General features: G+C 69.1%; 19 protein-coding genes. 11 read left to right on the top strand and 8 right to left on the bottom strand.

Annotated elements, in window-relative coordinates:
- The first annotated feature begins 4 nt into the window (after positions 1–4).
- Positions 5–1066 (top strand): ABC transporter ATP-binding protein, encoded by a 1062-nt coding sequence (locus tag ACH4S8_RS17480; RefSeq protein WP_398394712.1) that lies wholly within the window; start codon positions 5–7, stop codon positions 1064–1066.
- Between the two features lie 12 nt (positions 1067–1078).
- Positions 1079–2230 (top strand): ABC transporter ATP-binding protein, encoded by a 1152-nt coding sequence (locus tag ACH4S8_RS17475; RefSeq protein ID WP_398394710.1) that lies wholly within the window; start codon positions 1079–1081, stop codon positions 2228–2230.
- A gap of 177 nt (positions 2231–2407) precedes the next feature.
- Here the strand turns inward: ACH4S8_RS17475 and ACH4S8_RS17470 are convergent, their stop codons facing one another.
- Positions 2408–3142 (bottom strand): class I SAM-dependent methyltransferase, encoded by a 735-nt coding sequence (locus ACH4S8_RS17470; RefSeq protein WP_398394708.1) that lies wholly within the window; start codon positions 3140–3142, stop codon positions 2408–2410.
- 228 nt (positions 3143–3370) lie between these two features.
- Here ACH4S8_RS17470 and ACH4S8_RS17465 point away from each other — a divergent pair, with 228 nt between their 5' ends.
- A complete protein-coding gene (locus tag ACH4S8_RS17465) occupies positions 3371–3883 on the top strand; it encodes a DinB family protein (protein WP_398394706.1) in 513 nt (170 codons plus the stop codon).
- Positions 3884–3886: 3 nt separating this feature from the next.
- A complete protein-coding gene (locus ACH4S8_RS17460) occupies positions 3887–4288 on the top strand; it encodes a VOC family protein (protein ID WP_398394704.1) in 402 nt (133 codons plus the stop codon).
- A 30-nt stretch (positions 4289–4318) separates the two neighbouring features.
- On the opposite strand, the gene ACH4S8_RS17455 is transcribed toward ACH4S8_RS17460, so the two are convergent.
- From ACH4S8_RS17455 to ACH4S8_RS17430, 6 genes are all read right to left on the bottom strand, one after another.
- Positions 4319–4906 (bottom strand): Uma2 family endonuclease, encoded by a 588-nt coding sequence (locus ACH4S8_RS17455; protein WP_398394702.1) that lies wholly within the window; start codon positions 4904–4906, stop codon positions 4319–4321.
- A 162-nt stretch (positions 4907–5068) separates the two neighbouring features.
- Complete coding sequence (locus ACH4S8_RS17450; protein WP_398394700.1) at positions 5069–6115, bottom strand: ABC transporter ATP-binding protein; 1047 nt, start codon at positions 6113–6115, stop codon at positions 5069–5071.
- A gap of 26 nt (positions 6116–6141) precedes the next feature.
- Positions 6142–7179, bottom strand: a complete 1038-nt coding sequence (locus tag ACH4S8_RS17445) for an ABC transporter ATP-binding protein (protein WP_398394698.1) — start codon at positions 7177–7179, stop codon at positions 6142–6144.
- A 59-nt stretch (positions 7180–7238) separates the two neighbouring features.
- Positions 7239–8219 (bottom strand): ABC transporter permease, encoded by a 981-nt coding sequence (locus tag ACH4S8_RS17440; RefSeq protein ID WP_398394696.1) that lies wholly within the window; start codon positions 8217–8219, stop codon positions 7239–7241.
- Positions 8220–8321: 102 nt separating this feature from the next.
- Positions 8322–10082 carry an ABC transporter substrate-binding protein gene (locus ACH4S8_RS17435; RefSeq protein ID WP_398394694.1) on the bottom strand — a complete coding sequence of 587 codons (1761 nt, stop codon included), beginning with the start codon at positions 10080–10082 and terminating at the stop codon, positions 8322–8324.
- An 81-nt stretch (positions 10083–10163) separates the two neighbouring features.
- Positions 10164–11192 carry an ABC transporter permease gene (locus ACH4S8_RS17430; RefSeq protein ID WP_398394692.1) on the bottom strand — a complete coding sequence of 343 codons (1029 nt, stop codon included), beginning with the start codon at positions 11190–11192 and terminating at the stop codon, positions 10164–10166.
- 519 nt (positions 11193–11711) lie between these two features.
- On the opposite strand from ACH4S8_RS17430, the gene ACH4S8_RS17425 reads away from it, so the two are divergent.
- Genes ACH4S8_RS17425 through ACH4S8_RS17405 form a run of 5 tightly spaced genes read left to right on the top strand, consistent with a single transcriptional unit; the run spans position 11712 to position 17367 of the window.
- Positions 11712–13340, top strand: coding sequence for an ABC transporter substrate-binding protein (locus ACH4S8_RS17425; protein ID WP_398394690.1), 1629 nt, complete (start codon positions 11712–11714; stop codon positions 13338–13340).
- A 54-nt stretch (positions 13341–13394) separates the two neighbouring features.
- Positions 13395–14318 (top strand): ABC transporter permease, encoded by a 924-nt coding sequence (locus tag ACH4S8_RS17420; RefSeq protein WP_398394688.1) that lies wholly within the window; start codon positions 13395–13397, stop codon positions 14316–14318.
- The gene (locus ACH4S8_RS17415; RefSeq protein ID WP_398394686.1) at positions 14311–15333 is read left to right on the top strand and encodes an ABC transporter permease; all 1023 of its coding nucleotides are present in this window, start codon (positions 14311–14313) and stop codon (positions 15331–15333) included. Before ACH4S8_RS17420 ends, ACH4S8_RS17415 begins: the two co-directional genes overlap by 8 nt.
- A gap of 5 nt (positions 15334–15338) precedes the next feature.
- A complete protein-coding gene (locus tag ACH4S8_RS17410; RefSeq protein WP_398394684.1) occupies positions 15339–16325 on the top strand; it encodes an ABC transporter ATP-binding protein in 987 nt (328 codons plus the stop codon).
- A complete protein-coding gene (locus tag ACH4S8_RS17405; protein ID WP_398394682.1) occupies positions 16306–17367 on the top strand; it encodes an ABC transporter ATP-binding protein in 1062 nt (353 codons plus the stop codon). The genes ACH4S8_RS17410 and ACH4S8_RS17405 overlap by 20 nt, the downstream gene beginning before the upstream one ends.
- A gap of 240 nt (positions 17368–17607) precedes the next feature.
- Here ACH4S8_RS17405 and ACH4S8_RS17400 read toward each other — a convergent pair whose 3' ends face one another.
- Positions 17608–19737 carry a prolyl oligopeptidase family serine peptidase gene (locus tag ACH4S8_RS17400; RefSeq protein ID WP_398394680.1) on the bottom strand — a complete coding sequence of 710 codons (2130 nt, stop codon included), beginning with the start codon at positions 19735–19737 and terminating at the stop codon, positions 17608–17610.
- Between the two features lie 187 nt (positions 19738–19924).
- On the opposite strand from ACH4S8_RS17400, the gene ACH4S8_RS17395 reads away from it, so the two are divergent.
- Together ACH4S8_RS17395 and mshB are read left to right on the top strand one after the other, a co-directional pair.
- Positions 19925–20119: a hypothetical protein gene (locus ACH4S8_RS17395; protein WP_037620693.1), complete on the top strand. Its 195-nt coding sequence runs from the start codon at positions 19925–19927 to the stop codon at positions 20117–20119.
- Between the two features lie 1137 nt (positions 20120–21256).
- A complete protein-coding gene (gene mshB, locus ACH4S8_RS17390; protein ID WP_398395065.1) occupies positions 21257–22141 on the top strand; it encodes an N-acetyl-1-D-myo-inositol-2-amino-2-deoxy-alpha-D-glucopyranoside deacetylase in 885 nt (294 codons plus the stop codon).
- The last annotated feature ends 18 nt before the right edge of the window (positions 22142–22159 follow it).

The following is a 22159-nucleotide window of genomic DNA, read 5'->3' as shown; positions in this document are numbered from 1 at the left end:
ATCCGTGACCACTTCGACCAAGGAATCGGGCGCCGCCGCCCCGGCGGACCGGGGGCCCTTCCTCTCGGTGCGTGACCTGTACGTCCGGTTCAAGACCGAGGACGGCGTCGTCAAGGCCGTCGACGGGCTCTCCTTCGACCTCGAACGGGGCAAGACCCTCGGCATCGTGGGGGAGTCGGGCTCCGGCAAGTCGGTGACCAACCTGACGATCCTCGGCCTGCACAACCCGATGTTCACGACCGTCGAGGGCGAGATCGTGCTCGACGGACAGGAGCTGATCACCGCCCGCGAGTCGGAGCTGGAGAAGGTGCGCGGCAACAAGGCCGCGATGATCTTCCAGGACCCGCTGACCGCGCTCTCCCCGTACTACACCGTGGGCCGGCAGATCGCCGAGCCGTTCTGGAAGCACACCGGGGCGTCGAAGAAGGACGCCTGGGACCGGGCGGTGGAGATGCTCGGCAAGGTCGGCATCCCCAACCCCCAGCAGCGGGCGAAGGACTACCCGCACCAGTTCTCCGGCGGTATGCGCCAGCGCGCGATGATCGCGATGGCGCTGGTCTGCGACCCCGACCTGCTGATCGCCGACGAGCCGACCACCGCGCTCGACGTCACCGTGCAGGCCCAGATCCTCGACCTCCTGAAGAACCTCCAGCAGGAGTTCGGCTCGGCGATCATCTTCATCACGCACGACCTGGGCGTGATCGCGGACATGGCCGACGACATCATGGTGATGTACGCGGGCGGGGCGGTGGAACGCGGCACGGTGAACGAGGTGCTGCGCTCGCCCCAGCACCCCTACACCTGGGGCCTGCTGAACTCGATGCCGCGGCTGGACTCGGACCTCGGCACCCCGCTGGCCCCGATCCCCGGCGCGCCGCCCTCCCTGCTGCGGCCGCCGTCGGGCTGCCGGTTCCACCCCCGCTGCACCTTCCAGGGCGAGGTCGGGGGCGCGCGGTGCGTGGACGAACTCCCGCTGCTGCCGACGGGCCGGGGAGGCGCGTGCCACCTCACGGCCGAGCAGAAGCAGACCATTTTCGTCGAGCAGATCAAGCCCCGGCTGCGGTAGGGAGAACGCGTCATGAAGGAAGACGTCGCGAAGGACGTCACGGCGGGCGCCACCACGCTGCCCGCCCCGCGCGCCGGCGCCGGCGACGGCTCCGCCGAGCCGCTGCTCGTGGTCGACAAGCTCGTCAAGCACTTCCCGGTGAAGGGCGGCTTCCCCATCCGGCGCACCATCGGCGCGGTGCAGGCCGTGGACGGCATCGACCTGACGGTGCACGTGGGCGAGAGCTTCGGGCTGGTGGGGGAGTCGGGCTGCGGCAAGTCGACGACCGGACGCCTGATCACCCGGCTGCTGGAGCCGACGGGCGGCACCATCAGGTACCGCGGCCAGGACATCAGCCACGCCAGCCGCAGGGAGCTGGCGCCGGTCCGCTCCGAGATCCAGATGATCTTCCAGGACCCGTACTCGTCGCTGAATCCCCGCCAGACGGTCGGCAAGATCATCTCCGCGCCGATGGAGATCAACGGGATCGACCCGGAGGGCGGCCGCGAGAAGCGGGTCCGCGAGCTGCTGGAGATCGTCGGTCTGAACCCCGAGCACTACAACCGGTTCCCGCACGAGTTCTCCGGCGGCCAGCGCCAGCGCATCGGCGTGGCCCGCGCGCTGGCCTCCGAGCCCAAGCTGATCGTCGCGGACGAGCCGGTCTCCGCCCTGGACGTCTCCATCCAGGCGCAGGTCGTCAACCTCCTCCAGGAGGTGCAGCGGGAACTGGGCATCGCGTTCCTGTTCATCGCCCACGACCTGGCCGTGGTACGGCACTTCTCGCAGCGTGTCGCGGTCATGTACCTCGGCAAGGTGATCGAGGTCGGCGACCGGGGCTCGATCTACACCCGGCCCCGGCACCCCTACACCCACGCCCTGCTCTCCGCGGTCCCCGAGGTCGAACTGGAGGAGACCGACAAGGCTCCCCGGGAGCGCATCCGGCTCGCCGGCGACGTGCCGTCCCCCATCTCCCCGCCCTCCGGCTGCCGCTTCCGCACCCGCTGCTGGAAGGCGCAGGACAAGTGCGCGGCCGAGGAACCGCCCCTGGTCCAGATCGCCGGCAACCGCGCCGGGCACCTCACGGCCTGCCACTTCCCGGAGGACCCGACCACCGAGGCACGCGACGAGGACATCGTGCTGGACCCGGCACTGGTGGCCCTGGAGGACGCGTCCGAGGGACAGTAGGGCGACACGCCGTACGAAGAGGGGCCCGTCGCCGTCGCGCACGGGCCCCTCTCCCGTGGTGGTGAACACGCCGCCCAGGCGGGGCGGAGCTCCAGGCCGGGCGGGACCGGGCGGCGCGGTCCGGGACCGGGCCGGAGGACGGGGCGGGGTGCGGCCGGAGGCCCTTGCCGCGGGCGCTCAGGCCCGGCCGGCGACCGTGATGATCTCGGGTGCCGTGGGGGAGAGCGGCTGGCGTCCCCAGTCCCCGAACTGCTCGTGCACGACGAGTCCGGCCTCGCCGAGGAACCCCCGCAAGGCGTCCGCTCCCAGGAACCGCAGCGTGCTGCGGCTGACCCTCGGCCGCCCCCAGCGCGCGTGCTCGAAGGTCTCGCTGAACGTCACGCGGTCCCCGTGCACCGGCGTCTCGACCTCGTGCCGGACCCGTACGGCGTGCCCGTGCACGTCGCTCACCTCGCGGGCCCGCTCGGGCCGCCATCTCTCCCACGCCCGGACGGCGGGATTGCGGGTCTCGAAGACGAACCGCCCGCCGTCGCCGAGAGCCTGCCGTACGGCGGCCAGCGCGGAGCGCACCTCCTCGTCGCCGACGAGCACCTGAAAGGCGTGCCCGGTCATCACGACGAGGTCGAACTCCCGCTCCCAGCGCACCGATCCGAGGTCTCCGAGCACCCACTCGACGTCCGCCTGCCCGCGCGCCTGCACCAGCATGGCCGCGGCGGGATCCAGCCCGCACAGGCGCCCCGCGTGACCGGCCTCCCGGGCACGCGCCAACAGGCGTCCCGTCCCGCATCCGACGTCGAGCACGGACCGCGCGGACATCACCAGATCCAGGTAGAAGTCGTCGCTCGGCCCCCAGGGATTCAGCGCGTCGTACAAGGCGGCGAGCGAGACGTCACTGAACGAACGGTCAGCCATCGCAGCAGTCTCTCAGCCCGCGGGGCCATCCGAAACCACTGATCGGGAAGGAATCCTGTGAGCAAGTGGCCGAAAAGAGGGGCAGGTCGAACGGGGGGCGAGGCCGAACTCGTGGCCGCCCGGGACGAGCAGGCGGCCGACGGACCCCGTCGGCTGTTCAACCCGGTCCGACCAGGCGGCCGTTAATCGCTCGACACCGGACGAGCCGGGCCGCGATGCTTCACCCCGATGACTTCACAGAATCGAACAGACACTCCTCCGGCCTGGGACGAGCGCACCCAGCTGGCCACCTTCCTCGACTACGTCCGTGCCACCGCCCGCGCCAAGTGCGAGGACGTGTCGGCGGAGGACGCCCGCAAGGCTCCGCTGCCCGGATCCCCGCTGATGACGCTGAGCGGGTTGATCAACCATCTCCGCTGGGTCGAGTACTACTGGTTCCAGGTGGTCTTCCTCGGCGAGGAGGACGAGGGGCCCTGGACGGACGAGGACCCCGACCGCGAGATGCGCATCGCCGTGGACTTCCCGCTGCCGCAGCTGCTCGAGGAGTACGAGGAACAGAGCGCCCGCTACCGCGAGTTGGTGGCCGCGCACGACCTCGACGCCAAGGCCGAGCGGCCGGGCCGCGACGGCACGCACGTCGACCTCCGCTGGATCGTCCTCCACCTCGTGGAGGAGACGGCCCGGCACAACGGCCACATCGACATCCTGCGCGAACTGGCCGACGGCCGGACGGGAGACTAGACCATGCCGGAAGCACAGGCGTCATACCCCACCATCCGTACGATCACCTTCGACTGCACCGGCGATCCGTACGATGTCGGGCTGTTCTGGAGCCGGTTGCTCGGCAGGCCGCTCGACGACGACGACAAGCCCGGTGACCCGGAGGCGGTGATCGAGGACCCGGCCGGCGGCCCGACGCTTCTGTTCGTGCAGGTCCCCGAGGGCAAGACGGTCAAGAACCGCGTCCACCTCGACCTGACCCCGCACGGCCGCACCCGCGACGAGGAGGTCGAGCGCGCCCTGTCCCTCGGCGCCCGCCGCGTCGCGGACCACATCCGCCCCGACGGCAGTGGCTGGGTTCTCCTCGCGGACCCCGAGGGCAACGAATTCTGCGTGGAACGCGGGCCGTCGGAGATGGGCGGCTAAGGGGCGAGATCCGGTGCGGTCGCTCGTCCGTCAGCTCCGGGGCACGTCTCCCGCCTTCCCGTACCGGCGGAAGGCGTCGGTCCTGACGGTCCACGGGCCGAACGGGACGGCGTCGCCGAAGATGTACGAAGCCTTGTCCTGGTAGCGGTTCTTGCAGGGTTCGGAGTGCACCTCGATGGTGCCGGTGCGGGGATCGACGATCATGTAGTGAGGGATGCCCATGGTTGGGTACTCGGTGAGCTTCTCGGCGTAGTCGTTGGCCGGGTTGGACGGTGAGACCACCTCGACGACCGCCAATACCTGAGTGGCGTCGACTGCCAGGCCCTCTTCGTCGAACGCCGCCTCCGGCATCACCAGGGCGTCCGGGCGCCGCATGCGGCCGATGGCCGGGTGCTCGATCTCCGGGCCCGTGGCGCACACGTATCCCGGATCGGTCGCCGGGAGCTGAGCGTTGAGCTGGCTGCTGACGCGGTGAATCGCACCCTCATGGCGTTTCGAGGGGCTCATCATCGCGAGAAGCGGTCCGGAGGGACCGATCTCCACGCTCCAGGATCCCTCGAGCCGCTCGGCGTACTCCGTCAGCTCCTCGGCGATCGCACGCATCTTGGCGTAGTCCATGTTCTCAGGGTAACGAGATCGACGTTCCGTGCCACGCCCACGACGAAGGCCCGCACCCAGAGGGTGCGGGCCTTCGTTCCCCTGAAACCGGCGTTCATGGGCTCGGGTCAATGGGCCGGGAAAGTCGGTTCCGGAAGGGGGCGGCTGACGAAAAGGGGTGTGTCAGACCGCCGCCTCGGGGTCCTTGGCGAGACGCTGGGCCGGAACGGTCTCCGTGGTCTCCGGGTAGTGGCAGGCGGTCAGGTGACCGTCGTTGCTGCCCGAGATCTGGACCAGCGGCGGAGCGTCGGTCGCGCACTTCTCCGTCGCCTTCCAGCAGCGGGTGCGGAAGCGGCAGCCCGACGGCGGGTTGAGCGGCGAGGGCACGTCACCCTTGAGCAGGATGCGCTCGCGCGCCGGGACCTCGTCCGCGGTCGCCTCGGGAACGGCGGACATCAGCGCGCGCGTGTACGGGTGGCGCGGGTTGTCGTACAGGTCCTCGCGGTTGGCGATCTCGACGATCTTGCCGAGGTACATCACCGCGACGCGCTGCGAGAAGTGCCGCACGATCGCGAGGTCGTGGGCGATGAACAGGAACGCGATGCCCAGGTCCCGCTGGAGGTCCTGGAGCAGGTTCACGACCTGCGCCTGGATGGAGACGTCGAGCGCCGAGACCGGCTCGTCCGCGACGATCAGCTTCGGCTCCAGGGCCAGCGCGCGGGCCACCCCGATGCGCTGGCGCTGACCGCCGGAGAACTCGTGCGGGAAGCGGTTGTAGTGCTCGGGGTTGAGGCCGACCGTCTCCAGCAGCTCACGGACGCGCTTCTCGTGACCGCCGGGCGGGTTGATCCCGTTGATCTCCATCGGACCCGAGATGATCTTGCCGACCGTCTGCCGCGGGTTCAGCGAGGCGTACGGGTCCTGGAAGATCATCTGGATCTCGGAGCGGACCGGCGCCAGCTGCTTGCGGTCGGCGTGCGTGATGTCCTGGCCGCGGTACTTGATGCTGCCGCCGGTGGGCTCCAGCAGACGCGTGACCAGCCGGCCCGTCGTCGACTTGCCGCAGCCGGACTCGCCGACCAGACCGAGGCTCTCGCCCTCGGCGACCTGGAAGTCGAGACCGTCCACGGCCTGGACCGCGCCGATCTTCCGCTTGAAGGGGAAGCCGCCCATCACCGGGAAGTGCTTGGTCAGTCCGGTGACGTCCAGGAGGGGGTTCGTGTTGCTCATGATCGTGAAGTCCCGTCTCAGTTACGTCAGTGCGACCGCGTCGCGGCGTAGTCGGCGAAGAAGTCGCGGCGCTGGTCCGCCGTGAGGTGGCAGGCGGCACCGCGCCCGTCGGTGACCTGGAGCGGCGGCTGCTCGGTGGAGCAGAGGCCGCCGGTGACCTTCTCCGCGAAGGTGCACCGCGGGTGGAAGCGGCAGCCGGACGGCGGGTTGAGGAGCGAGGGCGGCGAGCCGGGGATCGGCGACAGCGGCACGTCGACCGGTCCGTCCAGGCTCGGCATCGAGCCCAGCAGGCCCCAGGTGTAGGGGTGCTGCGGCGCGCGCAGCACCTCCTTCTTGGTGCCCCGCTCCACGCACCGGCCGCCGTACATCACCAGCACGTCGTCCGCGATGTCGGCGATGACACCGAGGTCGTGGGTGATGAAGATGATCGCGGTGCCGAACTCCTGCTGGAGGTCCTTGAGCAGGTCCATGATCTGGGCCTGCACGGTGACGTCGAGCGCGGTGGTCGGCTCGTCCGCGATCAGCAGCTCGGGGTCGCAGACCAGCGCCATCGCGATCATCGCGCGCTGGCGCATACCGCCGGAGAACTGGTGCGGGTAGTCGTCCACGCGGACGTCCGGCTGCGGGATGCCCACGCGCCGCAGCATCTCGATCGACCGCTCCCGGGCCTCCTTCTTGGAGGCACCGGTGTGCTTGCGGTACGTCTCGCCGATCTGCCGGCCGATGGTGTGGTACGGCGACAGCGAGGCCAGCGCGTCCTGGAAGATCATCGACATCTTGTTGCCGCGCAGCCGCTCCAGCTCCCGCTCGGAGGCGGTCAGCAGCTCCTTGCCGTCGAGCAGGATCTCGCCGTCGATGGCGGTGCGGTCACGGTCGTGCAGACCGAGGATCGTCAGGTTCGTGACGGACTTGCCCGAGCCCGACTCGCCCACGATGCCGAGCGTCTTGCCCTTGGCCAGGTCGAAGGTGAGACCGTCGACGGCCTTGACGACGCCGTCCTCGGTGGAGAAGTGGACCTTCAGATCCCTGACGGACAGGAAGGGCTGCTGATCGGTGCTCGTCACGGGGACGCTCCTGGGGGGTGATGCGAGGGGGTAGCTTGCGGGTCGGCGGGGACGCCGGGTCAGGCGAGCCGGATCCGCGGGTCGATGAGGGCGTAGACGGCGTCGACGATGATGTTGAAGATCACGATCGCGCCGGCGGACAGGACGGTGACGCCGAGCAGCATGGGCAGGTCGCTCTTGTTCACGGAGTCCACCGCGAGCCGGCCGATGCCCTGGAGGCTGAAGACCGACTCGGTGATGATGGCGCCACCGATCAGCGTGCCCAGGTCGATGCCGAAGACCGTGACGATGGGGCCCATCGCACCGCGCCAGGCGAACCGGAAGAAGACGTTCGCGCGGGACAGGCCCTTGGCCCGGGCCGTGCGGACGTAGTCCTCGCTGAGCTGTTCGACGAGCTGTGAGCGGGCCATGCGCGTGTAGTTGGCGGTGAAGATGATCGCCAGCGTCAGCCAGGGCAGCAGCAGTCCGGAGAACCAGGCCACCGGGTCGTCGGTCAGCGGTGTCCACGACGGCTGCGCGAACAGTCCCAGCTTCGAGACCAGGAAGAACATCGCGACGTAGCCGACGAAGTAGATCTGGAGCGAGGAGCCGAACAGCGAGGCCGAGCTGGCGAACTTGTCCAGGAACTTGCCCTGCTTGACGGCGGCCAGCATGCCGGCGCCGACACCGAAGATCAGGAAGACGACGGCCGCTCCGAGAGCGAGCGAGAGGGTCGTCGGCAGGCGGTCCATGATCGTGCCGAGGACGGGCTCGTTGTTGGCGAAGGAGTAGCCGAGGCAGGGGGCCGGGCAGTTCCCGAAGCCGGCGTAGTCACGCCCGACGAAGACGCCCTTGAGCCAGTACCAGTACTGCACCGGGACCGGGTGGTCGATGCCCAGGTTGTGCCGGATCTGCGCGAGCACGTCGGGCGTGCAGTTCTTGCCGCACGACATCATCGCCGGGTCACGCGGGATGGCGTAGAAGAGACCGAAGGTGATGGCGCTGATGATCAGCAGGATGACCAGTGCGCCGAAGACTCGGCGGACGAGGAAGCGGGACATGGGGGCGTGACTTTCCGGACGGGGCGCCGTCGCCGGGGGGCGTGGAGGGGGGAGGGCCGGTGGGGGCGGCCGGTGAACGGCCGCCCCCTCGGGTCGTACGGCTTACTTCATCGCGTAGAGCTTGCAGAGCGCGACGCAGGTGTTGCCGCTGTCGTACACGACGTTGCCGACCTTGGAGCCGTGCATCCAGTTACGGATGGAGTGGTAGTCCGGGACCACCGCGGCGAGCTCCATGATCTGGCGGTCGACCTCGCCCCAGGCCTTGTTCGCGGCTTCGACGTCCGTGATCTTGGCGGCGGCGTCGATGGCCTTGTTGACGCTCGCGTCGTTCAGCTGGGCGTAGTTGCTGCGGCCGTCGCCGATGTTCTTGCCGCTCCAGCAGGGGTAGAAGACGGAGTAGCCGTTCGGCCAGTCCGGGCTCCAGCCCGCGGCGAAGAGGTCGAAGTCGTTGTCGATCTTGCCGATCTGGGTGTAGAAGGTCGACTTGTCGACCTGCTTGTTGACGACCTGGAAGCCGGCGGCCTCCAGGGCGTTCTTGATGGCGACGGCGGACTTCACCGCGGTGTCGGACGCCTGGTACGCGATGACCAGCTTCTGGCCGACCTTGCCGGCTTCCTTCAGGAGCGCCTTGGCCTTGACCGGGTCGCCACCGGGCTTCGTGGTCACGCCGTACAGGTCGAACTTCGCGTAGCCCGGGGTCACGGGCGAGAGGATCGTGGTGGCCAGCTCGCTGGTGGAGGCGCCACCGCGGATCGTCTGGAGCTGCTGGTGCGGCCAGGCCCAGTTGATGGCCTGACGGACCTTGACGTCCGTGATGCGGGTCGTGTTGATCGGCCAGTAGTACGTGACCGTGTCGACCTCGGTGAGGACGCGCTGCTTCAGCTTGGCGTTGGTGAGCACCTGGGCGATGCGCTCGGGAGCGACCTCGTTGAAGATCGACATCGCGTACTGGTCCTTGCCCGAGTCCGCGATGTAGCGGTCGGTGGAGGCCAGCAGCTCGAAGCCGAACTGGAAGACGTACTGGTCCGGGTAGTTGTTGCGGATCGAGTCCGTCGCCGGGTCCCAGTGCTCGTTGCGCACGTAGGTGAGCGACTTGCCGACGCTGCGGCTGCCGATCTTGTACGGGCCGCAGGAGAAGGGCTGCTTGTCGTACTTCTCCTTGGTGTCCTTCTTCTTGTTCACCAGGGAGTAGCCGCGCATGGCGAGCGTGAAGTTGAAGTCGGTGCGCGCCTCGTTGAGGTGGAACGTGATGGTCTTGCCGTCGACCTCGATGGAGTCGAGCTTCTTGCCGCTGTAGGGGCCCTTGTACTTGTCGCCGCCGACCAGGAACTGCTGGACGTAGCGGGGACCCTCGGTGATGAAGGAGGCGAAGAGGCGCTCGAAGGTGTGGCGGAGGTCGTCGGAGGAGATCTCCGAGCCGTCCTCCCACTTCAGGCCGTCCTTCAGGGTGAAGGTCCAGGTCTTGCCGCCGTCCTTCATGGTGCCGGCGTCGGTGGCCGCGTCGCCGACGAGCGTGGCGCCGCCCTTGTCGTCGATCTTGTAGCCGGTCAGACCACGCAGGATCGGGGCGGTGATGGCGCCCTCGGTGGAGACGTAGATCTGGGCCGGGTCCAGGTGGTCCATGTCGAACTGGTCGAGGGAGTAGATCGTCCCGCCCTTGACCGCTCCCTTGACCTCCGGCGCCGGGCCGGTGGAGTCGGCCTTGGTGCCGACCGGGATCTCCTGGGTCTTGGAGCCGCTGACCGAGGGAACCTTGCGGCTCGACTTGTTGTCGCTGCCGCTGCCACCACAGGCGGTCAGTACGGACGACGAGGCCGCGACCACGCCGGTGGCGATCAGGAAGTTTCTACGGGAGAAAGACATGGATGATCCTGCCTCATAAGGGACGATCGGGACGGATGATCCGGCCGCAGGACACTGAATCGGCCGGGGTGAAACGGGTGGCTACCGCTTGGACTTCGGGTCGAGCGCGTCGCGCACCGAATCGCCGAGCAGGTTGAAGGCGAGGACGAAGATCACCATGGACAGGCCCGGGAAGAGCATGAAGGTGAGGTCCTCGGTGTAGAACTGGGCGCCGCGCTGGATCATGACGCCCCAGTCCGGAGTGGGGTCGATGATGCCGACGCCGAGGAAGGCCAGACCGGCTTCCGCGGTCACGTACGCCGGGAGCATCAGCGTGGACTGGATGATGATCGGAGTCCACAGGTTGGGGAGAAGTTCCTTGAACACGATGCGGCGGGAGGACGCACCGGTGACCTTGGCCGCCTCGATGTACTCCCGTTCGCGCAGTCCGAGGACCTGGCCGCGGAGCAGGCGGGCGATGGAGGCCCAGCCGAAGCCCGAGAGGACGAGGATCAGGGAGACGGCCCGCAGGGACGTGGGGATGTTCTCGTCAGGGGCGACGAACAGCCCGTACACCACCGGCATGAAGGCGATGAAGAAGAGCGTCGAGGGGAACGACAGCAGGATGTCGATGATGCGGCCGACGAGGTAGTCGGTCCTGCCTCCCAGGTAGCCGGCCGTGATGCCGACGACCACACCGATGAGGGTGGTCAGCAGGGTCGCGGCCACCGCGATGCCCAGGGAGGTCCGGATGCCGTAGAGCAGGAAGGTGAAGACGTCCCTGCCCAGCTGGGGCTCGATGCCGAACCAGAACTCCGAGCTCATCCCGCCGTTGGGGCCGGACGGGTATGCGAAGGCGTCGAGGAGTTCCGGACGCTGGCTGGCGTAGGTCGTGTACGGGTTCTTCCCGTACAGCTTCGCTATCAGTGGCGCGCAGATCGCGATCACGAAGAAGAAGATCACGATGTATGCGGAGGCGACACCGGTGCGGTCGCGCCGGAACCGCTTCCAGGCGAGTCGTCCCGGGGAGCGACTCTCCGAGCCCTTGGAGGTGGAAGACGGAGCCGGGTTCTTGCCGGTCTCGTCGGTCACCTCAAGTGGGGCGGCCGCGGATGGAGTAGGGGGGGTCATGATGCTCCAGGCCCGAGGGTCAAGGGCTCCGCAGGGCGCTCCCTACGGGCTACGCCGGACTTTTTCAACGCAATTCATGCAAGGTCAATAAAATCTCGGTCGCCTTGGTCTTCTCTTTACTTTCTTTACTCGACGATGACCCAAGCGTAACTACGCGTGTAGTGCACTGTGGCCGTTCCGTGTCCGGATTCGGACTAACGGTGCGAAACGGGCAATGAGTTCGTTATCCGGACGCCGGAGTCTCGGAATGCGTACATCTGGTGCACTGGAATCAACAGTTCCGCATCAAAGAGCGGAGACCTGTTGCGCCGAAGGTCAAGATCGCCTTCTCCGAAGGTCAAGATCCCCTGACGAAGTGTCCGGAGCGCCCCCTTCCGGATGGATCGCCACCCGGAAGGGTGGAGCCAATGTGCGATATGCCCTCTATGGACAGATATTGGGCCCTAAAGGCACACCGCACCGGAGCCGCGCGTCCGACCCCGGCGCCGGCGGCACAGCGCACTCTCGAGGAGGCACTCCATGCGTGGAGCCACGCACGCCAAATGGGCCGCATGTGCGGCGGCGGTAGCCCTGGCGGCGTCCGCCTGCGGGGGCGGAGGGGGCGGCAGCAGCAGTAGCGGCTCCGGCACGGTCAGCGCCTCCTGGGGCGACCCGCAGAACCCGCTGGAGCCGTCCAACACCAACGAGGTGCAGGGCGGCAAGGTCCTCGACATGATCTTCCGCGGGCTGAAGCGGTACAACGCCCAGACCGGCGCGGCCGAGGACATGCTCGCCCAGAAGATCGACACCTCGGACTCCCAGAACTTCACGATCACGGTCAAGAGCGGCTGGAAGTTCAGCAACGGCGAGGCCGTCACCGCCCAGTCCTTCGTCGACGCGTGGAACTACGGCGCCAGCCTGAAGAACAACCAGAAGAACGCGTACTTCTTCGGGTACATCCAGGGCTACGACAAGGTGCACCCCGAAACGGGAACGCAGACCGCCGACACCATGTCCGGGCTCAAGGTGACCGGCACGGACACCTTCACGGTCGCGCTCACCCAGAAGTTCTCGACGTTCCCGGACACCCTCGGCTACGTGGCCTTCGCGCCGCTGCCCAAGTCGTTCTTCAGCGACCACGCCGCCTGGATCGCGAAGCCGGTCGGCAACGGTCCGTACACCATCGACTCCTACAGCAAGGGCTCGCAGATGGCCCTGAAGAAGTGGGACGGCTACCCCGGTGACGACAAGGCGAAGAACGCCGGTGTGACCCTCAAGGTCTACACGGACAACAACACCGCCTACAACGACCTGCTGGCCGGCAACCTCGACCTCGTCGACGACGTGCCCGCGGCCCAGCTCAAGAACGCCAAGTCCGACCTGAACGGCCGGTACATCAACACCCCGGCCGGCATCATCCAGACGCTCGCGTTCCCGTTCTACGACCCGAAGTGGAACACCAGCGGCGCCACCAAGGTCCGCCAGGGCCTGTCCATGGCGATCAACCGCCAGCAGATCACCGACACCATCTTCCAGAAGACGCGGACGCCCGCGAGCGACTGGACCTCACCGGTGCTCGGCGAGAAGGGCGGGTTCCAGAAGGGCCTGTGCGGCAAGTACTGCGACTACAACCCGTCCGAGGCCAAGAAGATGGTCCAGGAGGGCGGCGGTCTGCCCGGCGGCCAGGTCAAGATCTCGTACAACGCGGACACCGGCTCGCACAAGGAATGGGTCGATGCCGTCTGCAACTCGATCAACAACGCCCTCGGCAACGAGAAGGCCTGCGTCGGCAACCCGGTCGGAACCTTCGCCGACTTCCGCAACCAGATCGGGCAGCACAAGATGCCCGGTCCGTTCCGGGCCGGCTGGCAGATGGACTACCCGCTGATCCAGAACTTCCTCCAGCCCCTCTACTACACGAACGCCTCCTCCAACGACGGCCAGTGGTCCAACAAGCAGTTCGACAGCCTCGTCAACCAGGCGAACGCGGAGACCGACACCACCAAGGCCATCCAGCTCTTCCAGCAGGCCGAAGGGGTCGTACGCGACAACATGGCCGCCATCCCGCTCTGGTACCAGAACGGCAGCGCCGGCTACTCGGACAAGGTCTCGAACGTGGCCCTGAACCAGTTCAGCGTGCCCGTCTACAACGAGATCACCGTCAACTGAGCCGCCCGGGGCGGGCCGCTCACACCGGTCCGCCCCTCTATCCCCGGAGCACTCATGGGACGGTACGTCGTCCGGCGTCTGCTGCAGATGATCCCGGTCTTCTTCGGCGCCACCATTCTCATCTTCGTGATGGTGAACGTGATGGGCGACCCCATCGCGGGCCTGTGCGGCGAACGGCAGTGCGACCCCGCCACGGCCGCCCAGCTGCGCGCGGAGTTCGGTCTCGACAAGCCCCTGTGGCAGCAGTACCTGACCTACATCGGCCACATCTTCACCGGTGACTTCGGCACCGCGTTCACCGGGCAGCCGGTCACCGAGCTGATGGCCTCCGCGTTCCCGGTCACCATCCGGCTGACGATCGTCGCGATCTTCTTCGAGATCGTCATCGGCATCACACTCGGCGTCATCACCGGTCTGCGCCGCGGCCGGCCCGTCGACACCGGGGTCCTGCTGCTCACCCTCGTGGTCATCTCCGTGCCGACCTTCGTCACCGGTCTGCTGGCCCAGCTGCTGCTCGGCATCCAGTGGGGCTGGATCAAGCCGTCGGTCTCGCCGGAGGCCACCTTCGGCGAGCTGATCGTGCCGGGCCTGGTGCTGGCCTCGGTGTCCCTCGCGTACGTGACCCGGCTGACCCGCACCTCCATCGCGGAGAACAAACGGTCCGACTACGTCCGTACGGCCGTCGCCAAGGGCCTGCCGCGGCGCCGGGTGACCACCCGGCACCTGCTGCGCAACTCACTGATCCCCGTCGTCACCTTCATCGGCACCGACATCGGCGCGCTGATGGGCGGCGCGATCGTCACGGAGCGGATCTTCAACATCCACGGCGTCGGTTACCAGCTCTACCAGGGGATCGTGCACCAGAACACCCAGACGGTCGTCGGCTTCGTGACCATCCTCGTCCTCATCTTCGTGGTCGCCAATCTGCTCGTCGACCTTCTGTACGCCGTACTCGACCCGAGGATCCGCTATGCCTGAGCAGCCGCCGTACGAGGAAGAGGAATTCCACCACGGTCCCGAGGGCCCGCCGCCGGAGGACCTCGCCATCGCCCCGACCGGCTTCGGAGGCACGATGGACCTCGGGTCGAGCGAGGCGGAGACGCTGGAGAGGACGCCGGGAGGACCGGAGGGGACGGGGCCGAAGGAGAAGCCGCGCTCCCTGTGGTCCGACGCCTGGCGGGACCTGCGCCGCAACCCGGTCTTCATCATCTCCGGAGTCGTCATCCTCTTCCTGGTCGTGATCTCGATCTGGCCCTCCCTGATCACTTCCCAGAGCCCGCTCAAGTGCGACCTCTCCAAGGCCCAGCAGGGCTCGCAGCCCGGACACCCCTTCGGCTACGACGGGCAGGGCTGCGACGTCTACACCCGGACCGTGTACGGAACCCGCGTCTCGATCAGCGTCGGTGTCCTCGCCACGATCGGGGTCGCGCTCCTCGGCTCGTTCCTCGGCGGACTGGCCGGCTTCTACGGCGGGGTGGGCGACTCGGTCCTGTCCCGGATCACCGACATCTTCTTCGCGATCCCCGTCGTGCTCGGCGGTCTGGTCCTCCTCTCCGTGGTGACCAGCAACACGATCTGGCCGGTCGTCGGGTTCATGGTGCTGCTCGGCTGGCCCCAGGTCTCCCGGATCGCGCGCGGCTCCGTCATCACCACCAAGGAGAACGACTACGTCCACGCGGCCCGCGCGCTGGGCGCCTCCAACTCGCGGATGATGCTGCGGCACATCACCCCGAACGCGGTCGCGCCGGTCATCGTCGTCGCGACCATCGCGCTCGGCACCTACATCTCGCTGGAGGCGACGCTGTCGTACCTGGGCGTCGGCCTCAAGCCCCCGACGGTCAGCTGGGGCATCGACATCTCCTCGGCCTCCGCGTACATCCGCCAGGCCCCGCACATGCTGCTGTGGCCGGCCGGCGCGCTCGCGATCACCGTGCTCGCGTTCATCATGCTCGGCGACGCGGTGCGCGACGCCCTCGACCCGAAGCTGAGGTGAGAGCCGTGCTGCTCGAAGTGCGCGACCTGCACGTGGAGTTCAGGACCCGGGACGGTGTCGCCAAGGCCGTCAACGGGGTCAACTACAGCGTCGACGAGGGGGAGACGCTCGCCGTCCTCGGCGAGTCCGGCTCCGGCAAGTCGGTCACCGCCCAGGCCGTGATGGGCATTCTCGACATCCCGCCCGGGAAGATCACCGGCGGCGAGATCCTCTTCCAGGGCAAGGACCTGCTGAAGTTCAAGGAGGAGGAGCGGCGCAAGGTGCGGGGCGCCGAGATGGCGATGATCTTCCAGGACGCGCTGTCGTCCCTGAACCCCGTCATCAGCGTCGGCGACCAGCTCGGCGAGATGTTCATCGTGCACCGCGGGATGAAGCGCAAGGAAGCCCGCGCCAAGGCGATCGAGCTGATGGAGCACGTGCGCATCCCGGGAGCCGCCGAGCGCGTGCGGGACTATCCGCACCAGTTCTCCGGCGGCATGCGCCAGCGCATCATGATCGCCATGGCGCTGGCCCTCGAGCCCGCCCTGATCATCGCCGACGAACCGACCACCGCGCTCGACGTCACCGTGCAGGCCCAGGTCATGGACCTGCTCGCCGAACTCCAGCGCGAGCTCCACATGGGGCTCATCCTCATCACCCACGACCTCGGCGTGGTCGCGGACGTCGCCGACAAGATCGCGGTGATGTACGCGGGCCGGATCGTCGAGACCGCCCCGGTCCACGACATCTACAAGGCGCCCGCCCACCCCTACACCAAGGGGCTCCTCGACTCGATCCCCCGGCTCGACCAGAAGGGCCAGGAGCTCTACGCCATCAAGGGCCTGCCGCCCAACCTGATGCACATCCCGCCGGGCTGCGCCTTCAACCCGCGCTGCCCGATGGCCCAGGACATCTGCCGCACCGAGGTGCCGCCGCTCGCGGAGGTCGACGCGGACCGCGGGAGCGCCTGCTTCTTCTGGAGGGAGTGCCTCGATGACTCAAGCCGCAAGTGAGCCGCTGCTGGAGGTCAGCGGACTGGTCAAGCACTTCCCGCTCACCCAGGGAATCCTGTTCAAGAAGCAGATCGGGGCGGTCAAGGCCGTCGACGGCGTCGACTTCCACCTCGGGCACGGCGAGACCCTCGGCATCGTCGGCGAGTCCGGCTGCGGCAAGTCGACCGTCGCCAAGATGCTGGTCAACCTGGAGCGGCCGACCGAGGGCGCGATCAAGTACAAGGGCGAGGACATCACCCAACTGTCCGGCAAGGCGCTCAAAGCCGTGCGCCGCAACATCCAGATGGTGTTCCAGGACCCGTACACCTCGCTCAATCCGCGCATGACCGTCGGCGACATCATCGGGGAGCCCTACGACATCCACCCCGAGGTCGCGCCGAAGGGCGACCGGCGGCGCCGGGTCCAGGACCTGCTGGACGTGGTCGGGCTCAACCCGGAGTACATCAACCGCTATCCGCACCAGTTCTCCGGCGGCCAGCGCCAGCGCATCGGCATCGCCCGGGGCCTCGCGCTGCGGCCCGAGATCATCGTCGCCGACGAGCCGGTCTCCGCGCTCGACGTGTCGGTGCAGGCGCAGGTGATCAACCTGCTGGACCGGCTCCAGGCCGAGTTCGACCTCAGCTACGTCTTCATCGCGCACGACCTGTCGATCGTGCGGCACATCTCCGACCGGGTCGGGGTGATGTACCTCGGACGGATCGTGGAGACCGGCAAGGACACCGAGATCTACGACCACCCGACGCACCCCTACACCCAGGCGCTGCTGTCCGCGGTGCCCGTGCCGGACCCGGAGGCCCGGGAGCACCGGGAGCGGATCATCCTGCACGGGGACGTGCCCTCGCCCGCGCACATTCCGTCCGGCTGCCGGTTCCGCACCCGCTGCTGGAAGGCACAGGAACGCTGCACGCTGGAGGTGCCGCTGCTCGCGGTGCCGGCCGAGTTCCGGCTCATCGAGAGTCCGGCCGCCCACGACTCGGCCTGCCACTTCGCGGAGGAGAAGCGGGTCGTGCCGCCGGAGGAGCCGACCGACGGGACCGCATAGCGGCATAAATGTGAACGAACTTCGTTAACATGCAGGCAACTTGACGGAAGCGGTACCGATATACGGACGCGGCAGGGTGAACACCGTACGGCCGTGCGGGTGCCGTGAACGAGCCGGGGTGCGCCATGTCACCCCGGCTCGTACTTTTGCGCCTGAACCGGCGCCGCTCCCGCGGAGGTGGCCGGTGCCTCGTCGTGGTTCCTCGATCGACGGTTGCGGTGCTCGGTGGAGTGTCGGCGCTCAGTCCAGGTTCAGGGCGCGCCGGAGGAAGTCGACCTGGAGCAGCAGCAGGTTCTCGGCGACCGTCTCCTGCGGGGTCATGTGGGTGACCCCCGACAGCGGCAGCACCTCGTGCGGGCGGCCGGCGGCCAGCAGGGCCGAGGAGAGCCGCAGGGCGTGCGCCACCACCACGTTGTCGTCCGCGAGGCCGTGCACGATCATCAGCGGCCGGTGCGTGTCCGCGGGTGCGGACAGCCCCTCGTCGGTGATCAGCGAACTGCGCGCGTACACCGCCCGGTTCGCCGCCGGGTCGCCGAGATACCGCTCCGTGTAGTGCGTGTCGTACAGCCGCCAGTCCGCGACCGGGGCGCCCGCGATCCCCGCGTGGAAGACGTCGGGGCGGCGCAGCACGGCGAGCCCCGCGAGCCAGCCGCCGTACGACCAGCCGCGGATCGCGACCCGGGACAGGTCGAGCGGGAACCGCTCCGCGAGCGAGTGCAGCGCCTCCACCTGGTCGTCGAGGGAGAGGGTCAGGTCGTCGCGGATCGCCTTCTCCCAGGCGGGGGAGCGCCCCGGGGTGCCGCGGCCGTCGGCGACGACCACCGCGAAGCCCTGGTCGGCGAACCACTGCGAGGTGAGGTGAGCGTTGTGCGCGGCCAGCACCCGGGGGCCGTGCGGACCGCCGTAGGGGTCGAGGAGGACGGGCAGGGGGGCGTCACCGTCATAGTCGGTGGGCAACAGCACGGCGCATGGGATTTTCTGTGCGCCCCCCTGTGTGAGCGTCACGCGCGGGGACAAACCGGGATCTTCGGCGTACGAGGAGATGCTCGCCAGGCGCTTCCCCTCGCGCAGCACCTGTACCTGGGCTCCCGGCCGGTCGAGCACCGACGACACGAGCACGGTCACGCCCCCGGCGCGCACCGCCGAGTGCACGCCGGGCTCCTGCGAGACGCGCTCCAGGCCGAGTTCGTTCACCCGGTACACATGCACTTCACCCGTTTCGGGGGAACTCGCGTCCTCGCCCGCCGAGGCCGCGACCAGGACGTCGTCGGCCGAGACGTCGAGCACCGCGCGCACGTGCAACTGGGCTCCTGTCAGCGGGCGTTCGCCGAACGCCAGCACCCGCGCGCCGCCCTCGTCGGCGATCCGCACGAGCTGTCCGCCCGGACTCCAGCACGGCACTCCAGGGAAAAGATCAAGCCAAGTTGGATCTTCATCCGCGTGCACCATCCGGGTCGCCCCGGTGTCCGGGTCCACGGCCAGGAACAGCTGGCTGCGCTGGTCCCTCGCCTGCACCAGAAGCAGCGGCGCACCGGCGTCTGACCAGTGCGCATGTGCCAGATACGGGTACCGCGCCCGGTCCCAGGACACCTCCGTGCGCACCCCGTCGAGCCCGAACACGAAGAGCCGCACCTCGGCGTTGGCGCCGCCCGCCCTCGGATAGGCGACCCGCTGCGGATCGGCTTCCGGGTGCGCCGGATCGGAGATCCACCAGCGCTGTACCGGCGTGTCGTCGACCCGTGCGACGAGCAGCCGGTCTCCTTCGGGCGACCACCAGAAGCCGCGTGAACGCCCCATCTCCTCGGCCGCGATGAACTCGGCCAGTCCGTAGGAGACCGTGCCGGCGCCCTCGGCCGGCTCCGGCTCCGCGAGGGCCCGGTCGCCCTCGCCCTCGGCCCCGACGACCCGCAGCGCGCCCCCGTGGACGTACGCCACGTGCGTGCCGTCCGGAGAGGGGCGCGGGTCGATCACGGGCCCGGGGACCGGGAGTTCGCGTGCCGTGCCGGCCCGCAGTTCCGCCGTGAACAGCCGCCCTGACAAGGCGAAAGAGGCCAACTCGGCGGTAGCGTCGGTGGCGTACCCGACGATCCCCGCGCCGCCCTCGCGGCTGCGTTCGCGGCGCGCCCGCTCCTCCGGGGAGAGGTGTTCGGCCCTGCCGCCGAGCAGGGCCGCGGGGTCGGCGGCGACCCGCTCACGTCCCTCCGGCACGTCGAGGACGCAGAGTTGGTTCGCCCGCTCCGTGCCGGAGGGGGACCGCAGGAACACCACGCGGGAACCGTCGGGGGACACGGTGAACGCGCGCGGCGCGCCGGAGGTGAACCGCTGAGTGCGGGCGTACCGGCGTGGGAAGGAGAGAGGCTCGTCCGTCATGCCTCGACCATATTGGCCATGCGCCCCCTTGTGCGGCCGTGCGCCGATCGATGCGCGCGTACGGATAGTTATGATCACTAGCGCTGTGTGGGTAGGAACCTGCTGGCTGCTGTTTGGATTGACCGACCCCCCATGTCCGACCCCGTACCGGACCCCAAGTCCCTGGGAACTTTGGAGGTGAGCCGCCGTGGCACTCTCGATTTCGGCGGTGGTGCTGCTGGCGATCATCGTCTTTCTTCTGATCAAGAAGTCAGGACTGAAAGGCGGGCACGCGGTCGTCTGCATGCTGCTCGGCTTCTATCTCGCCTCCTCCACCATCGCGCCCACGATCAGCGATCTGACCACGAACATCGCGGGCATGATCGGCAGCATCAAGTTCTGATCCGCGCCGGGACCGTGGGCTCCGGGCGGCCTCGCCGGGAGCTCGCACCCGCCCTGTTCCGACCGGCCGTTCCGTCGCCGTGCCGAGTGATGTGAGCCGGCAGGACGGTACGGGCCGGACGGGACTCGCACCGGGAACCCGGCCGCCCGTGCTCCGGTGCGGCGGGCGGTCTTTCCAGGAACGTCGGGGAGAAAGAACCTCCACCGGACCCCACCCCCTCCCGCCCGCGACGCAAACTCACTCGCGCGAGTGAACATCGCCAACTGGGCCGGATTCGGGACCGGTTGCCTGCCCTGCGCTCGGTGCGACACAACAGCGGACGTGCGACGGCCCCCGCACGGTCTCCCGCAACCAGCCAGGACGCCGCACCGACGCCGAAGCCGCTCCCGAACCCGCCCGGCCGGCACGCTCCACCCCGGCGCACGTCCGGGCGGCGCACGCCGAGCCGGGGGAACCCTGCTCCGAAATGCCCCGAGCCGGGACACCTCGCCCCGGAACACCTCGCCCCGGGACACCCCAGGCCCCGTGTGCCCCCGCAAGCCCCTCCCCGCGGTGCCGCAGCCCGTCTGCGCCGCCCCCGGACTCCTGGAGGCCGCCGCAGGGCTCCTCGCGGAACTGCGCCGCCACGACCACCGCCTGCTGTTCTCCGCCGGTGACAGCGCCCACCTGGCACCCGGCGTCGCCGCCAGACCGGAGCGCGACGTCAGCGTCACCGCCGTACGCCACGCACTCACCACCGACCCGCCCCTCGAAGGACTGCGGCGCCCGGCCGCCCTCCTGGCTCACCGCCTCGCCGCGCAGGTGCCACCCCCGCCCCCGTTCCGGGCGCCCGGCCGGCCGTCCGCCGTCCGGTCTCCGCTCCAGACCTGCGACGGCTGCGACCGCGCCTTCCGGGCACCGGAACCCGGCCGCTGCCGCGACTGCCGGGCGGGCGTGCCCGAGGCCGTCCGAGCGGTTCCCGCGCGGGCGTTCGGAACCCCGGGCCACCGGCTTCACGACAAGAGCCGTCCGGAACACGAGGACCCGGCCGTCGCCCGGGAGGCACCGCGGGAACCGACCTCCGTCCCGGACGAGGCCCGACGGACGGGCGGCGGCCGGCCGTCCGGCCGGGCACCGGTGCCTCGTAGGGTGGGTTCCATGACGGAACTGCCCGACCGGCGTCTGCTCCTGGTGCACGCGCATCCGGACGACGAGTCGATCAACAACGGCGCGACCATGGCCCGCTACGCGGCCGAGGGCGCCCAGGTGACGCTGGTGACCTGCACCCTCGGCGAGGAGGGCGAGGTCATCCCGCCCGCGCTCGCCCATCTCGCCGCCGACCGCGAGGGCGGACTCGGCCCCTACCGCACCGGTGAGCTGAGCGCCGCCATGAAGGAACTGGGCGTCGCCGACCACCGCTTCCTGGGCGGCCCCGGGCGGTTCCGCGACTCCGGGATGATGGGCGCCGAGCAGAACCACCGCGCCGGCGCCTTCTGGGCCGCCGACGTCGACGAGGCCGCCGACCACCTCGTCGAGGTGATCCGCGAGGTGCGGCCCCAGGTGCTCGTCACCTACGACCCCGACGGGGGTTACGGCCACCCGGACCACATCCAGGCCCACCGCGTGGCCGTGCGCGCCGCCGAACTGGCCGCGGAACCCGCCCACCGCCCCGAACTCGGCGGCGCGTGGCGGATCGCCAAGACCTACTGGAACCGGGTGCCGCGCCCGGTCGCCGAGGAGGCGTTCGCCCGCCTGCGCGAGGCCCTTCCCGGGCTGCCGTTCGACAAGGCGGCGGCCGTCGGCGACGTACCGGGTGTGGTCGACGAGGAGGCCGTCACCACCGCGATCGACGGGACCGCGTACGCCGCGGCCAAGGCCGCCGCGATGCGGGCGCACGCCACCCAGATCACCGTGGACGGCCCCTGGTTCGTCCTCTCGAACGAGCTGGCCCAGCCGGTCTTCACCACCGAGTACTACGAACTGGCCGGCGCCCCGCGGCCCGCGGAGCGCGAGACGGACCTCTTCGAGGGGACGGACCTGTGACGAGCGTGAACGGACAGC

Origin of the sequence: Streptomyces sp. NPDC021080 (genome assembly GCF_044333225.1) — a bacterium.
Taxonomy (GTDB): Bacteria; Actinomycetota; Actinomycetes; order Streptomycetales; family Streptomycetaceae; genus Streptomyces.
This window is presented reverse-complemented; position numbering and strand designations above follow the sequence as displayed.